At 69.7% G+C, this 13346-nt stretch carries 24 protein-coding genes; 1 reads left to right on the forward strand and 23 read right to left on the reverse strand.

Going from position 1 to position 13346, the window contains the following annotated elements; genetic code table 11:
- Positions 1-321 precede the first annotated feature (321 nt).
- The 22 genes from rplO to rpsJ all read right to left on the reverse strand — a co-directional run bounded on the left by rplO (position 322) and on the right by rpsJ (position 10805).
- On the reverse strand, positions 322-765 hold the full coding sequence (rplO, locus tag AWC30_RS09040; protein ID WP_085109874.1) for a 50S ribosomal protein L15: 444 nt from the start codon (positions 763-765) through the stop codon (positions 322-324).
- Entirely contained in the window at positions 765-959 is a 195-nt protein-coding gene (gene rpmD, locus AWC30_RS09045; RefSeq protein WP_085109875.1) for a 50S ribosomal protein L30, read from the reverse strand. The genes rplO and rpmD overlap by 1 nt, the downstream gene beginning before the upstream one ends.
- Before the next feature lie 2 nt (positions 960-961).
- Entirely contained in the window at positions 962-1600 is a 639-nt protein-coding gene (rpsE, locus tag AWC30_RS09050) for a 30S ribosomal protein S5 (RefSeq protein ID WP_085109918.1), read from the reverse strand.
- 28 nt (positions 1601-1628) lie between these two features.
- On the reverse strand, positions 1629-2036 hold the full coding sequence (gene rplR, locus AWC30_RS09055; RefSeq protein ID WP_085109876.1) for a 50S ribosomal protein L18: 408 nt from the start codon (positions 2034-2036) through the stop codon (positions 1629-1631).
- Between the two features lie 2 nt (positions 2037-2038).
- Positions 2039-2578 carry a 50S ribosomal protein L6 gene (gene rplF, locus AWC30_RS09060; RefSeq protein WP_085109877.1) on the reverse strand — a complete coding sequence of 180 codons (540 nt, stop codon included), beginning with the start codon at positions 2576-2578 and terminating at the stop codon, positions 2039-2041.
- 15 nt (positions 2579-2593) lie between these two features.
- Positions 2594-2992 carry a 30S ribosomal protein S8 gene (rpsH, locus tag AWC30_RS09065; protein WP_085109878.1) on the reverse strand — a complete coding sequence of 133 codons (399 nt, stop codon included), beginning with the start codon at positions 2990-2992 and terminating at the stop codon, positions 2594-2596.
- Positions 2993-3079: 87 nt separating this feature from the next.
- On the reverse strand, positions 3080-3265 hold the full coding sequence (locus AWC30_RS09070; RefSeq protein ID WP_085109879.1) for a type Z 30S ribosomal protein S14: 186 nt from the start codon (positions 3263-3265) through the stop codon (positions 3080-3082).
- Between the two features lie 4 nt (positions 3266-3269).
- Positions 3270-3839 (reverse strand): 50S ribosomal protein L5, encoded by a 570-nt coding sequence (gene rplE, locus AWC30_RS09075; protein ID WP_085109880.1) that lies wholly within the window; start codon positions 3837-3839, stop codon positions 3270-3272.
- A complete protein-coding gene (rplX, locus tag AWC30_RS09080) occupies positions 3839-4156 on the reverse strand; it encodes a 50S ribosomal protein L24 (RefSeq protein ID WP_085109881.1) in 318 nt (105 codons plus the stop codon). The genes rplE and rplX overlap by 1 nt, the downstream gene beginning before the upstream one ends.
- Positions 4157-4525: a 50S ribosomal protein L14 gene (gene rplN / locus AWC30_RS09085; RefSeq protein ID WP_085109882.1), complete on the reverse strand. Its 369-nt coding sequence runs from the start codon at positions 4523-4525 to the stop codon at positions 4157-4159.
- A gap of 212 nt (positions 4526-4737) precedes the next feature.
- On the reverse strand, positions 4738-5229 hold the full coding sequence (locus tag AWC30_RS09090) for a hypothetical protein (protein WP_085109883.1): 492 nt from the start codon (positions 5227-5229) through the stop codon (positions 4738-4740).
- A 149-nt stretch (positions 5230-5378) separates the two neighbouring features.
- A complete protein-coding gene (rpsQ, locus tag AWC30_RS09095; protein WP_085109884.1) occupies positions 5379-5693 on the reverse strand; it encodes a 30S ribosomal protein S17 in 315 nt (104 codons plus the stop codon).
- Positions 5693-5926 carry a 50S ribosomal protein L29 gene (gene rpmC, locus AWC30_RS09100; RefSeq protein WP_085109885.1) on the reverse strand — a complete coding sequence of 78 codons (234 nt, stop codon included), beginning with the start codon at positions 5924-5926 and terminating at the stop codon, positions 5693-5695. Before rpmC ends, rpsQ begins: the two co-directional genes overlap by 1 nt.
- Entirely contained in the window at positions 5926-6342 is a 417-nt protein-coding gene (gene rplP / locus AWC30_RS09105) for a 50S ribosomal protein L16 (protein WP_085109886.1), read from the reverse strand. Before rplP ends, rpmC begins: the two co-directional genes overlap by 1 nt.
- A gap of 4 nt (positions 6343-6346) precedes the next feature.
- Entirely contained in the window at positions 6347-7177 is an 831-nt protein-coding gene (rpsC, locus tag AWC30_RS09110; protein WP_085109887.1) for a 30S ribosomal protein S3, read from the reverse strand.
- Positions 7177-7698, reverse strand: a complete 522-nt coding sequence (rplV, locus tag AWC30_RS09115; RefSeq protein WP_085109888.1) for a 50S ribosomal protein L22 — start codon at positions 7696-7698, stop codon at positions 7177-7179. Before rplV ends, rpsC begins: the two co-directional genes overlap by 1 nt.
- Positions 7695-7976 carry a 30S ribosomal protein S19 gene (gene rpsS / locus AWC30_RS09120; RefSeq protein ID WP_066855294.1) on the reverse strand — a complete coding sequence of 94 codons (282 nt, stop codon included), beginning with the start codon at positions 7974-7976 and terminating at the stop codon, positions 7695-7697. The genes rplV and rpsS overlap by 4 nt, the downstream gene beginning before the upstream one ends.
- Positions 7977-7993: 17 nt before the next feature.
- Positions 7994-8830, reverse strand: coding sequence for a 50S ribosomal protein L2 (gene rplB, locus AWC30_RS09125; RefSeq protein ID WP_085109889.1), 837 nt, complete (start codon positions 8828-8830; stop codon positions 7994-7996).
- A 25-nt stretch (positions 8831-8855) separates the two neighbouring features.
- Positions 8856-9158 (reverse strand): 50S ribosomal protein L23, encoded by a 303-nt coding sequence (gene rplW / locus AWC30_RS09130; protein WP_085109890.1) that lies wholly within the window; start codon positions 9156-9158, stop codon positions 8856-8858.
- Positions 9158-9823: a 50S ribosomal protein L4 gene (gene rplD, locus AWC30_RS09135; protein ID WP_085109891.1), complete on the reverse strand. Its 666-nt coding sequence runs from the start codon at positions 9821-9823 to the stop codon at positions 9158-9160. Before rplD ends, rplW begins: the two co-directional genes overlap by 1 nt.
- Positions 9823-10473 (reverse strand): 50S ribosomal protein L3, encoded by a 651-nt coding sequence (gene rplC, locus AWC30_RS09140; protein WP_085109892.1) that lies wholly within the window; start codon positions 10471-10473, stop codon positions 9823-9825. The genes rplD and rplC overlap by 1 nt, the downstream gene beginning before the upstream one ends.
- Before the next feature lie 26 nt (positions 10474-10499).
- On the reverse strand, positions 10500-10805 hold the full coding sequence (rpsJ, locus tag AWC30_RS09145; RefSeq protein ID WP_066855310.1) for a 30S ribosomal protein S10: 306 nt from the start codon (positions 10803-10805) through the stop codon (positions 10500-10502).
- Positions 10806-11214: 409 nt separating this feature from the next.
- On the opposite strand from rpsJ, the gene AWC30_RS09150 reads away from it, so the two are divergent.
- Positions 11215-11691 (forward strand): hotdog fold domain-containing protein, encoded by a 477-nt coding sequence (locus AWC30_RS09150; RefSeq protein ID WP_085109893.1) that lies wholly within the window; start codon positions 11215-11217, stop codon positions 11689-11691.
- A gap of 6 nt (positions 11692-11697) precedes the next feature.
- On the opposite strand, the gene AWC30_RS09155 is transcribed toward AWC30_RS09150, so the two are convergent.
- Positions 11698-13308 (reverse strand): carboxylesterase/lipase family protein, encoded by a 1611-nt coding sequence (locus tag AWC30_RS09155; RefSeq protein WP_085109894.1) that lies wholly within the window; start codon positions 13306-13308, stop codon positions 11698-11700.
- Positions 13309-13346: the final 38 nt, after the last annotated feature.

Consider the following 13346-nt stretch of genomic DNA (forward strand, 5'->3'; position numbering starts at 1 on the left):
AGGCGCCCGTCGGCGTCGCCCGCGTAAGTGCCCGTCGGCATCGCCCGCGTAAGTGCCCGTCGGCCCCGCCCGCGAGATTGAATCTATGCAGGGTGCTTCTCGCTCTTTTCCTGCATATTTTCACTTTCGCGGCGGCGCCGACGGGTGCTTTCGCGGGCGATGCCGACGGGCACTTACGCGGGCGATGCCGACGGGCACTTACGCGGGCGACGCCGACGGGCGCCTTCGCGGCGGTGCCGACGGGTCACCGCATTCGCGCGGGACCCGCTGAAACGCAAGATCCCCGCACCGAAGTGCGGGGATCTCAGCGTCGGCCGGTGGCTACAGCTCGGTGGCGGTACCGCCGGCGGCGGTGATCTTCTCCCGCGCGCTGCCGCTGAACTTGTGTGCGGTGACGTCGACCTTGACGGTGAGCTTGCCGTCGCCGAGCACCTTGACCAGCGTGTTCTTGCGGACGGCGCCCTTGGCGACGAGTTCGTCGACACCGATGGTGCCGCCCTCGGGGAACAGCCGGTTCAGGTCGCCGACGTTGACCGGGGCGTACTCGGTGCGGAACCGGTTGCGGAACCCCTTCAGCTTGGGCAGCCGCATGTGGATCGGCATCTGGCCACCCTCGAAGGTGACCGGCACGTTCTTGCGGGCCTTGGTGCCCTTGGTGCCGCGACCCGCGGTCTTGCCCCGGTTGGAGCCGTCACCGCGGCCGACACGGGTCCGGGCGGTCTTGGAACCGGGCGCCGGGCTCAGGTCATGCAGTTTGATGGTCATCAGGCATCCTCCACCTGGACGAGATGGTGCACGGTCGCGATGAGCCCCCGGGTCTGCGGGGTGTCATCGCGGATCACCGACTGCCGGATCTTGCGCAGCCCGAGGGTGCGCAGGCTCTCCCGCTGGCGCCACCGGGCGCCGATGGTGCTGCGCACCTGGGTGATCTTGAGCTGGTTCGTCTTCGCTTCGGCCATGGCTACGCGTTTCCTTCGTGCGCGGTGGCGGCCAGGGCTTCACTCTCCCGGCGGGCCTTGAGCATCCGCGCCGGCGCCACATCCTCGATCGGCAGGCCACGGCGCGCGGCGACCTCCTCGGGCCGCTGCAGCATCTTCAGCGCGGTCACCGTGGCGTGCACCACGTTGATCGCGTTGTCGCTGCCCAGCGACTTCGACAGGACGTCGCGCACCCCGGCGCATTCCAGCACGGCACGCACCGCGCCGCCGGCGATCACACCGGTACCGGCGCTGGCCGGGCGCAGCAGCACCACGCCGGCGGCCTCTTCGCCCTGCACCGGGTGGGTGATGGTGCCGCCGATCAGCGGCACCCGGAAGAAGTTCTTGCGGGCCTCCTCGACGCCCTTGGCGATCGCGGCGGGCACCTCCTTGGCCTTGCCGTAGCCGACACCGACCATGCCGTTGCCGTCACCGACGATGACCAGGGCGGTGAAGCTGAACCGCCGACCACCCTTGACCACCTTGGATACCCGGTTGATCGCGACGACGCGCTCCAGGTAGTTGCTCTTGTCGTCGCGGTCCCGGCCACGGCCGCCGTCGCGGCGGCGGCCGCGCGTGTCCGCGCCGCCCTGGGCGGTCGCGCCGCCCGGCTGTTCCGCCATCATGCGGTCCTCTCGTTGCTGTCCGTCATCAGAAGGTCAATCCGTTCTCGCGCGCGGCGTCGGCCAGCGCGGCGATCCGTCCGCCGTAGGTGTAGCCACCGCGGTCGAAGACCACGGTGTCGATCCCGGCGGCCTTGGCCCGCTCGGCGATGAGCTGGCCGACCCGCACACTGTGGGCTTTCTTGTCGCCGTCCACCGCCCGCACGTCGGCTTCGATCGACGACGCCGCGGCCAGGGTGGTGCCGGTGAGGTCGTCGACCAGCTGCACGTGGATGTGCCGCGAGGAGCGGTGCACGACCAGCCGCGGCCGCTCGGCGGTGCCGGAGATGTGCTTGCGCAGCCGGGCGTGCCGACGCTTGCGGGCGATGCGCCGCGCTGCGGAGATGTTCTGCCCCACCGGCTTCCGCTCGGTGGCGGTCGAGGGTGTCTGCGCCATGACTACTTACCTGTCTTTCCGACCTTGCGGCGAATCTGCTCACCCCGGTAGCGCACACCCTTGCCCTTGTAGGGGTCGGGGCGGCGCAGCCGGCGGATGTTCGCCGAGATCTGGCCGACCTTCTGCTTGTCGATGCCCGAGATCGAGAACTTCGTCGGGCTCTCCACCGCGAACGTGATCCCGTCGGGCGGCTCGATCACGACCGGGTGGCTGAAGCCGAGCGCGAACTCCAGGTTCGAGCCCTTCAACTGCACGCGGTAGCCGACGCCGTGGATCTCCATGTTGGTGGTGTAGCCCTCGGTGACACCGGTGATCAGGTTGGCCACCAGGGTGCGGTTCAGCCCGTGCAGCGCCCGGTTGTCCCGGTGGTCGTCGGGCCGGCTGACCACGATCTGACCGTCGTCGTTGCGGCTGACCCCGAGCGGCTCGGAGACCAGGAGCTCAAGGGTGCCCTTGGGGCCCTTGACCGACACGTGGCGGCCGTCGATGTTGACGTCCACCCCGTTCGGGACGGGGACCGGGTCTTTACCAATTCGTGACATTGTTCTCCGCCCCTCTCACCACACGTACGCGAGGACTTCGCCGCCCACGCGCTGTCTGGCGGCCTGCCGGTCGGTGACCAGGCCCGAGGACGTGGAGATGATCGCCACCCCTAGGCCGCCGAGCACCCGCGGCAGCTTGGTCGATTTCGCATACACCCGCAGCCCCGGCTTGGAGATACGGCGCAGCCCGGCGAGGCTGCGCTCCCGGTTCGGGCCGTACTTCAGCTCGACCACCAGCGTCTTGCCCACCCGGGCGTCCTCGACGTGGAAGTCGGTGATGTAGCCCTCCTGCTTGAGGATCTCGGCGATGTTCGCCTTGAGCTTCGAGTGCGGCAGGCTCACCTCGTCGTGGTACGCCGAGTTGGCGTTGCGCAGACGGGTGAGAAAGTCTGCGATCGGATCCGACATCGTCATGACAGCCGGTTCCCCTTCCTTGCGACGGTTCCCGGTCGGGCCTGCCGCAGCTGTGCGGTACGGGTCGTGGGGGCGTGGGTCATCGGATCACCAGCTGCTCTTCTGCACGCCGGGCAGCTCGCCGGCGTGCGCCATGTCGCGCAGGCAGATCCGGCACAGCCCGAACTTGCGGTAGACCGAACGCGGCCGGCCGCACTTGTTGCAGCGGGTGTAACCGCGCACCGCGAACTTGGGCTTGCGGCGCGCCTTGTTGACCAGTGCTTTCTTCGCCATCTGTTCAGTTCTCCTTGAACGGAAAGCCGAGGGCCCGCAGCAGCGCTCGTCCTTCTTCATCGGTTGTCGCCGAGGTGACGACGGAAATGTTCATGCCGCGGGGACGGTCGATGGAGTCGACGTCGATCTCGTGGAACACCGACTGCTCGGAGAGCCCGAAGGTGTAGTTGCCGGTGCCGTCGAACTGCTTGGGCGACAGGCCGCGGAAGTCGCGGATACGCGGCAGCGCGATCGAGGTGAGCCGGTCGAGGAACTCCCACATCCGGTCGCCGCGCAGGGTGACCCGCGCACCGATCGGCATGCCCTCGCGCAGCTTGAACTGGGCGATCGACTTGCGCGCCCGGCGGATCTCCGGCCGCTGGCCGGTGATCAGCGACAGGTCGTTGACCGCACCGTTGATCAGTTTGCCGTCGCGGGCCGCGTCGCCGACGCCCATGTTCACCACGACCTTGACCACGGTCGGGATCTGCATGACGTTGGCGTAGGCGAACTCGGTGTTCAGCGCGTCGCGGATCTCCTCGCGGTAGCGCACCTTCAACCGGGGCTGCACCTTGGTGGTCTCGGTAGTGGTCATCAGATGTCCTCGCCGTTGCGCTTGGAGACCCGCACCTTCTTGCCGCTCTCCTCGTCGATGCGGTAGCCGACGCGGGTCGGGTTGCCGTCGGAGTCGACGACCATCACGTTGGAGACGTGGATGGAGGCCTCCTGGGTGACGATGCCGCCGGACTGGGCACCGCGCTCGTTGGTCGAGACCGCGGTGTGCTTCTTGATCCGGTTGACACCCTCGACCAGGACCCGGTTGCGGGTCGGGTAGGCCTGGATGACCTTGCCCTTGGCGCCCTTGTCCTTGCCGGCGATCACCAGCACCGTGTCGCCCTTGTGCACCTTCATTTACAGCACCTCCGGGGCCAGCGAGATGATCTTCATGAAGCGCTTCTCCCGCAGCTCGCGCCCGACCGGGCCGAAGATGCGGGTACCGCGCGGGTCGTTGTCGGGCTTGATGATGACCGCGGCGTTCTCGTCGAACTTGATGTAGCTGCCGTCGGGCCGGCGGCGCTCCTTGGCGGTCCGCACGATCACCGCCTTGACGACATCGCCGCGGCTGACGTTGCCGCCGGGGATGGCGTCTTTGACGGTGGCGACGATGACGTCACCGATGCCGGCGTAGCGCCGCCCGGAGCCGCCCAGCACGCGGATGCACAAGATCTCCTTGGCGCCGGTGTTGTCGGCAACCTTGAGCCGCGATTCCTGCTGAATCACTCGATCTCCTGACCTGGTTTTACGGGCACGCCAGATACCGACCTGGTCGTGCACGGTCTTCGTTGTCCGGGGGCACGCGGGGCCGACGCGGACGCCGGCCGAGGTCTGCCCTAGGCAACCCCTACATACTAGGTGAGCACCGGCAGCAGACCAAATTAGCGACGGTCACCGCCCCCGGGCCCGCGGCCGGGGGCGCGTCACGAGCCGGGGCCTTACGAGTCGTAGCCCTCCTCGGCCGCCAGCGGCGGCGGCAGCGGGGTCGACGGGGTGGGGGTGTCGGCGGGGGTGGCCGCCGGGGTCGCGGCGGTCTCCGGGGCGGTGTCGTGGACGTCGACCAGCGGTTCCTCGCGCAGCACGGTGTCGCCGTCGCTGACCCGCAGCGCCGAGGCGGACACCGTGTAGGTGACCCCGTCGTTGGTGGCGACGTAGGCGCCGTTCTTCGCGGTGGCCGGCAGCCTCAGCGCGGCACCGTCGGACAGCCGCACCCCGCGGTACTCGTAGTCGCCGTCGCCGTCGCGGCAGATGGCCACCCGCGATGAGGAGGTGCTGCCGAACAGCACCGCGGTGCCGTCGCAGCGCGCCGAGGAGTGCAGGTAGCCCCGCTCGTCAGCGGCCGGGGCGGCGCCCACCGACGCGGTTTCGGACAGGAGCGGCAGTGCCACCGCGATGGCGATGGCCGGCATCCAGAACATGACGCGGTTCATCGTCCCCACCTGACCATGCCTGGCCGGCGGCGGCCAGGCCGCCACGCCGCGGCGCCGGAATCGTTAGGGATCCGAGACGACCCCGAACGCACACATCGCACCGGACCGGTCTCGGACGGTGCGATGTGAGTGCGGCGGTGACGCGTCGGCTACTTGGCCTTCTGCAGGATCTCGACCAGCCGCCAGCGCTTGGTGGCCGACAGCGGACGGGTCTCCATCAGCGACACCCGGTCGCCGACGCCCGCGGTGCTGTTCTCGTCGTGCGCCTTCACCTTGGTGGTGGTGCGGATGATCTTGCCGTAGAGCGGGTGCCGCACCCGGTCCTCGAGCTCGACCACGATGGTCTTCTGCATCTTGTCGCTGACGACGTAGCCGATGCGGGTCTTGCGCCGGCCGCGCGGCTTCTCGGTGCGCGGGGTGTGCTTGGGCCCCTTGGCCTTCTGGTCCTGCTTCGCGTCTGCCATTACGACTCCTCACCATCCGGGCCGGAAGCCAGACCCAGCTCACGTTCCTGTAGCACGGTGTGGACCCGCGCGATCTCCCGACGCACGACCCGAAGCCGGCGGTTGTTGCTCAGCTGCCCGGTGGCGAGCTGGAAGCGGAGGTTGAACAGCTCCTCCTTGGCCTCCCGCAGCCGCTCGGTTAGTTCCTCGTCGGTGAGTTCACGCAGTTCACCGGCGGAGACTCCCACTGCCATCAGAACTGCTCCTCTCGGGTGACGATGCGCGCCTTGAGCGGCAGCTTGTGCATCGCCCTGGTCAGCGCGGCCCGGGCGACCGCCTCGTTGGGGTAGCTGAGCTCGAACAGCACCCGGCCCGGCTTGACGTTGGCGACCCACCATTCCGGCGAGCCCTTACCGGACCCCATCCGGGTCTCGGCGGGCTTCTTGGTCAGCGGACGGTCCGGGAAGATGTTGATCCAGACCTTGCCGCCACGCTTGATGTGCCGGTTGATCGCGATACGCGCCGACTCGATCTGGCGGTTGGTCACGTAGGCGTGGGTCAGCGCCTGGATGCCGTAGTCACCGAAGGTCACCTCGGTGCCGCCGCTGGCGATGCCGCGCTGGCGGGGGTGGTGCTGCTTGCGGTGTTTGACCCTGCGGGGAAACAACATGGTTTCAGCTCTCCGTGCTCTGCGGTTCGGCCGCCGGTTCGGTGGCCGTCGCGGTGGCCGGCGCCTCCTCGGCGCCGGTGGCGGCGCGACCGGCGTCGGTGCTGGTCGCCGTGGTGCCCGAGGCGCCGCTGCGCCGCGGCCGGGTGCCCGACGGACCCCGGCGGGGCCGGTCGGCGCCGGCCGGTGCGGCGGCCAGCTCGCGCTTGCCCCCGACGACGTCGCCCTTGTAGATCCAGACCTTCACGCCGATCCGGCCGAAGGTGGTCCGGGCCTCGTAGAGGCCGTAGTCGATGTCGGCGCGCAGCGTGTGCAGCGGGACCCGGCCCTCGCGGTAGAACTCCGAGCGGCTCATCTCGGCGCCGCCCAGCCGGCCCGAGCACTGCACCCGGATGCCCTTGACGTTGGGCTGGCGCATCGCGGACTGGATGGCCTTGCGCATGGCGCGACGGAACGCGACGCGGTTGCTGAGCTGCTCGGCGACGCCCTGCGCCACCAGCTGGGCGCGCGACTCGGGGTTCTTGACCTCGAGGATGTTCAGCTGCACCTGCTTGCCGGTGAGCTTCTCCAGGTCACCGCGGATGCGCTCGGCCTCGGTGCCGCGACGGCCGATGACGATGCCCGGGCGCGCGGTGTGGATGTCGACCCGGACCCGGTCGCGGGTGCGCTCGATCTCGACGTCGGCGATCCCGGCGCGCTCGAGCCCGGTGGACAGCAGCCGCCGGATCGCCACGTCCTCCTTGACGTAGTCGGCGTACTGCTTGTCGGCGTACCAGCGGGACTTCCAGTCGGTGGTGATGCCCAGCCGGAAACCGTGCGGGTTGATCTTCTGGCCCACTACTGCGAGCCTCCCTTCGCGTCAGGGGTCTCGGAGGTTTCGGCCTGCCCCGAATCGGCCTTGCTCGCCGCCTTCTTCGCAGGCGCCTTCTTCGCGGCGTCCTTGCTGGCCTGCGCGCGGCGGGCCCGCGCGCTGCTGGCGGACTGCCCGCCGCGGCCCTTCTGGCTCGGCCGACTCTCCACCAGGACCGTGATGTGGCTGGTGCGACGACGGATCCGGAAGGCCCGGCCCTGCGCGCGCGGACGGATCCGCTTGGCGGTGGGGCCCTCGTCGGCGTAGATCTCGGCCACCACGAGGGTGTCGGGGTCCAGGCCGTCGTTGTTCTGCGCGTTGGCCGCGGCGCTGGCGATGACCTTGGCCACCGGCTCGCTGGCCTGCTGCGGCGCCCAGCGCAGGATGTCCAGCGCCTCGGCCACCGACTTGCCGCGCACCAGGTCGATCACCCGGCGGGCCTTGGTCGCCGACACCCGCACGAAGCGGGCCTTGGCGACCGCGGAGGGATATTCAGTGGAAACACTCATCGGCGCTTGCTCTTCCGGTCGTCCTTGATGTGGCCCTTGAACGTGCGGGTCGGCGCGAACTCACCGAGTTTGTGACCCACCATCGACTCGGTGACGAACACCGGGATGTGCTTGCGGCCGTCGTGCACGGCGAAGGTGTGGCCGATGAAGTCCGGGATGATCGTCGATCGGCGCGACCAGGTCTTGATGACCTGTTTGGTGTTCTTCTCGTTCTGGACGTCCACCTTCTTGAGCAGGTGGTCGTCGACGAACGGACCCTTTTTCAGGCTGCGTGGCATCGCTTTCTCTCCGCTTCCTAGCGCTTCTTGCCGGTGCGCCGGCGTCGGACGATGAGCTTGTCGCTCGGCTTGTTGGGTTTACGGGTGCGGCCTTCGAGCTTGCCCCACGGGCTCACCGGGTGGCGGCCACCGGAGGTCTTGCCCTCACCACCACCGTGCGGGTGGTCGACCGGGTTCATCACCACACCGCGCACGCTGGGGCGCTTGCCCTTCCAGCGCATGCGGCCGGCCTTGCCCCAGTTGATGTTGATCTGCTCGGCGTTGCCGACCTCGCCGACGGTGGCGCGGCAGCGCACGTCGACGCGCCGGATCTCCCCCGACGGCATGCGCAGTGAGGCGTAGGCGCCTTCCTTGCCCAGCAGCTGGATGCTCGATCCGGCCGAGCGGGCCAGCTTGGCACCGCCGCCGGGCCGCAGCTCCACGGCGTGCACGACGGTACCGGCCGGGATGTTGCGCAGCGGCAGGTTGTTGCCGGGCTTGATGTCGGCGTTGGGACCGGACTCGATCACCGCGCCCTGCTTGAGGCCCTGCGGGGCGATGATGTACCGCTTCTCGCCGTCCAGGTAGTGCAGCAGCGCGATGTTCGCGGTGCGGTTCGGGTCGTACTCGATGTGCGCGACCTTGGCGTTGACGCCGTCCTTGTCGTGGCGACGGAAGTCGATCACGCGGTAGGCCCGCTTGTGGCCACCGCCCTTGTGGCGGGTGGTGATACGGCCGTGCGCGTTGCGCCCGCCGGTGCTGTGCAGCGGACGGATCAGCGACTTCTCCGGGTACGAGCGGGTGATCTCGGCGAAGTCCGAGACGCTCGAGCCCCGGCGACCGGGGGTCGTCGGCTTGTACTTGCGAATTGCCATAACTGTGGTCTTCCTCTATCCGCGGCTAGGCCGGCGCTCCGAACAGGTCGATCGGCTTGCTGCCCGCGGCCAGCGTGACGATCGCACGTTTGGTGTTCTTGCGTTTGCCGAACCCGGCCCGGGTGCGCTTGCGCTTGCCCTGTCGGTTGGCGGTGTTCACCGAGGCCACCTTGACGTCGAAGATCTTCTCGACCGCGATCTTGATCTGCGTCTTGTTGGAGTCCGGGTGCACCACGAAGGTGTACACGTTGTCGTCGATGAGGCCGTAGGCCTTCTCCGAGATGACCGGCGCGACGATGATGTCGCGGGGGTCGCTGACGGTTGCCATCAGGCCGAGACCTCCTCGGAGTTGGCGCCCTGCGCGGTGTGGCTTGCGATGTAGGCGTTCAGCGCCTCCACCGAGAACACCACGTCATCGGAGCGCAGCACGTCGTAGGTGTTGAGCTGGTCGGCGGCGAGGATGTGCACGCCGGGCAGGTTGCGGACGCTCTTGGTGCCGACCTCGTCGGCGCGACCGATGACCACCAGGACCCGCTTGCGCTCGGTCAGGGTGGCCAGGAACGCCTTGGCGCTCTTGGTCGACGGGGTCTGGCCGCTGACCAGTTCGGTGATCGCGTGGATGCGGCCGTTGCGCGCCCGGTCGCTGAGCGCCCCGCGCAGCGCGGCGGCGATCATCTTCTTCGGGGTGCGCTGGCTGTAGTCGCGCGGCTTGGGACCGTGCACCACGCCACCGCCGGTGAACTGCGGCGCCCGGATCGAGCCCTGCCGGGCCCGGCCGGTGCCCTTCTGCCGGTACGGTTTGCGGCCACCGCCGCGGACCTCGCCACGACTCTTGGTCGAGTGGGTGCCCTGCCGTGCGGCGGCCCGCTGCGCGGTGACCACCTGGTGCATCAGCGCGATGTTGGCGGGCGCGTCGAACAGCTCGGCAGGCAGCTCGACGGTGCCTTCCTTCTTGCCGGCCGGCGAGTGGACGTCAATCTTCAACGAGGCCATTACTTCTCACCCTTTTTGATCGCGGTGCGGACCATGACCAGCCCACCGGCGCGGCCGGGGACCGCGCCTTTGATCAGCAGCACGCCGTTCTCAGCGTCCACCTGGTGGACCAACAGGTTCTGCGTGGTCACCCGGTCGTTGCCCATCCGGCCCGCCATCCGGGTGCCCTTGAAGACCCGGCCCGGGGTGGCGCAGCCGCCGATGGAGCCGGGGCGGCGGTGCACCGCCTGGGTGCCGTGGCTGGCGCCCTGGCCGGCGAAGCCGTGCCGCTTCATGACGCCGGCGAAGCCCTTGCCCTTGGAGGTGCCGGTGACGTCGACGTAGCTGCCCGGCTCGAAGATCTCCGCGGTCAGTTCCTGACCGACCTCGAAGTCGCCGGCGGCCTCCTCGTCGAGCCGCAGCTCGGCCAGGTGGCGGCGCGGGTTGACCCCGGCGGCGGCGTACTGGCCGGTGACCGGCTTGTTGACCTTGCGGGGGCTGATCTCGCCGTACGCCAGCTGCACGGCGGTGTAGCCGTCGCGTTCGGGCGTGCGGATGCGGGTCACGACGTTCGGACCGGCTTTGACCACGGTCACCGGAACGACCCGGTTGTTCTCGTCGAACACCTGCGTCATTCCCAGCTTGGTGCCCAGAATGCCTTTGCGTGCCATAGTTCTTCGGAGCTCCTACCGGGTGCCTATTGGATGTTGACGTCGACGCTGGCCGGCAGGTCGATACGCATTAGCGCGTCAACCGTTTTCGGGGTCGGGTCGAGGATGTCGATCAGCCGCTTGTGCGTGCGCATCTCGAAGTGCTCCCGCGAGTCCTTGTACTTGTGCGGGGAGCGGATGACGCAGTAGATGTTCTTCTCGGTCGGCAGCGGCACCGGGCCAACCACGTTGGCTCCCGTACGGGTGACCGTCTCGACGATCTTGCGCGCCGAAGCATCAATGGCCTCATGGTCGTAGGCCTTGAGCCTGATGCGGATCTTCTGTCCCGCCACGCTGTTCCTACCTCACTCCTCGAACGTCCCGGGTGTCCCCCACGCCTACGTGGGGCCGTTGCCGCCGCTGTTTACCTGTCCTGGTACACCGATCCCGCGGTCGGGCGCGTCATGCGCGCCCGGGCGTGGCACGCGCCGGAAGGACCGTCGCGTTCCGAGGTGGGACCGGAGGCGCCCTGGTGGGCGCCGGTCGGATGCCCGGCCGGACGGGGTCCGACGCAAGGCAACCTGAACAGTATGCCCCAGATCGGGGTGTGCGCCAAATCCTGGCGGTCACCGCCACCTACCCGCCTGACCGGCCGGTTTCCCGACGGTACCCGGGTCCGCGACGGGGCCGCGGCACCGCCGGTGCGCAACGTCACACCGGGCGCCGCCCGGCTGACCTTACTCTGGAGTAAGGTGTGCGGTCATGACCGGTTCGACCAGCACCTATAAGACCTGGCAACGACTCGCCGGCCGGCCCGGCGGCACACTACTGTTCTCCGCGGCCGCGATGGCCCGGGTGCCCTACTTCGCCTCGGTGTTGCCCCACGTGGTGCGCATGGAGCCGGGGCTGGCCGAGGTGACCGTGCCGAAATGGTTCTTCGTCCACAACCATCTGCACACCGTGCACGCGATCGCGTCCTGCAACGCCGCCGAGATGGCGATGGGGATGCTGATGGAGGCCACCGTGCCGCGCAGCCACCGCTGGATCCCGAAGGCGATGACCGTGCAGTACCTGGCCAAGGCGACCACGTCGCTGCGGGCCCGGGCACAGCTTGCCGAGCTGCCGGATTTCGCCGCGATCACCGCGGGAACGGATCTGGTGGTGCCGGTGAGCGTCACCGACCGCGCCGGGGTCGAGGTGGTGCACGCCGAGATCACCACCTGGGTGTCGTCGGCGTAAGCCGGGTCAGCGACCGGCGCGCCCGGAACCGCGCAGCGTCGTCCAGAACCCGCAGCGGTGGCTCTCGGCGAAATCGGTGATCACCCGGCTGCCGTCCGGGCGCAGCGACAGCCACCGACCGTCGCCGAAGGTCGGCCAGTCCGGCTGGCCGGCGACGACCGGGGCGCCGGTGGTGGCGAACGCGCTCCAGTAGTCGATCATCTGGTCGGAGAGCCGCTGCTGGGCGGCGGTGAACGGGGGCGCGCCGCCGACCGCGAACAGGTAGCGCACCTCGAGAGCGTGGGTGGCGCCCAGCGGGAACGGGGCGGCGGTGAGGTTCTCCGGCGCGGGGGCGTGCGGATCGTCGAACTCGTAGGCGTAGACCGCGGGTGCGTGCTCGGCCAGCGCGGTCGCCATCTCATCGGCCGGGCAGGAGAAGACGTGGTCGCCGATCGCGGCGGAGAACGCCAGCGAGACGCTGCCGCCGAAATGTCCGGGCGGGTACTGCGCGCGGACCGCGGCCGCGTCGGCGCCCAGGGTGCGCGCCAGCCGCGCCGGGTACTCCGCGGCGGTCAGTTCCGCGCCGGTGCGCAGGTAGGTCAACGCGGCGAACATGGTGAACTCGTTGCGGTTGCTGCCGAGCAGCACCGGCACCGGGGCGGCGCGGCCGGCGGCGAACGCGCGCAGCGGGTCGGTCGGCAACACCGCGGTGCCGGTGACCGGTCCGGTCAGGGCGTGGGTGTCGATGTGGACGTACCAGGGCGCACCGGCGACCGCCGCGGTGGGCAGGCCGCGCAGGCAGCGTGCGGTGGCGGCCGGGTCCGGGTCGGCGCAGCCGACCTCAGTGGCGTAGGCCTCGCTGACCCGTTGCGCGGTGGGCAGGTCGACCTGGGCCTGGCACGGCCCGCTCTGGATGACGGCGGCGCGGAACAGTCCCGCCGAGGCAGGCGCGACGAGGTGGTCGCAGACCGACATGCCGCCGGCCGATTCCCCGGCGATGGTGACCTTGGTCGGGTCGCCGCCGAAGCCGGCGATGTTGTCGCGGACCCAGCGCAGCGCGGCCTGCTGGTCGATGAAGCCGTAGTTGCCGACCCGGCCGAACTGCCCGAGCGCGGGGTGGGCCAGAAAACCCAGCGCCCCGAGCCGGTAGTTCAGCGTGACGACCACGACGTCGCCGCGGGTGGCCAGCCGGTGGGCGTCGTACATGTCGCCGTGGCCGTTGATGAACCCGCCGCCGTGGATCCACACCAGCACCGGCCGCTTGCCGACCCCGCCCGCCGGCGTCCACACGTTGAGGGTCAGACAGTCCTCGCTGCCCACACCGCGCGCGGTCTCCTGCACGCACGGCGGCCCGGGCCGGGTGGTGTCGCGGACCCCGGTCCAGGGCGCCACCGGCTGCGGCGGCTGCCAGCGCAACGCGCCGAGCGGCGGTGCGGCATAGGGGATGCCGGCGAACAGTCGGTGATCGGGGGCCACCACGCCGCGCACCGGGCCGGCGGTCGTGTCGACGACGGCGGCGTTGGGGGCCGCGGCCCGGCTGATCACGCCGGACTCGGGGTGATGGCCGCACCCGGTGATCGACAGCAGCGTCGCCGCCAGGAGCACGCCGAGGCGACGGAAGAGGGACCCGGGGGGCACGGGGCCTGAGCCTACTGCGCCCGTCCGCGCCGAAAGCG

The sequence above is a fragment of the Mycolicibacillus trivialis genome (assembly GCF_002102395.1).
In the GTDB taxonomy this organism is placed as follows: domain Bacteria; phylum Actinomycetota; class Actinomycetes; order Mycobacteriales; family Mycobacteriaceae; genus Mycobacterium; species Mycobacterium triviale.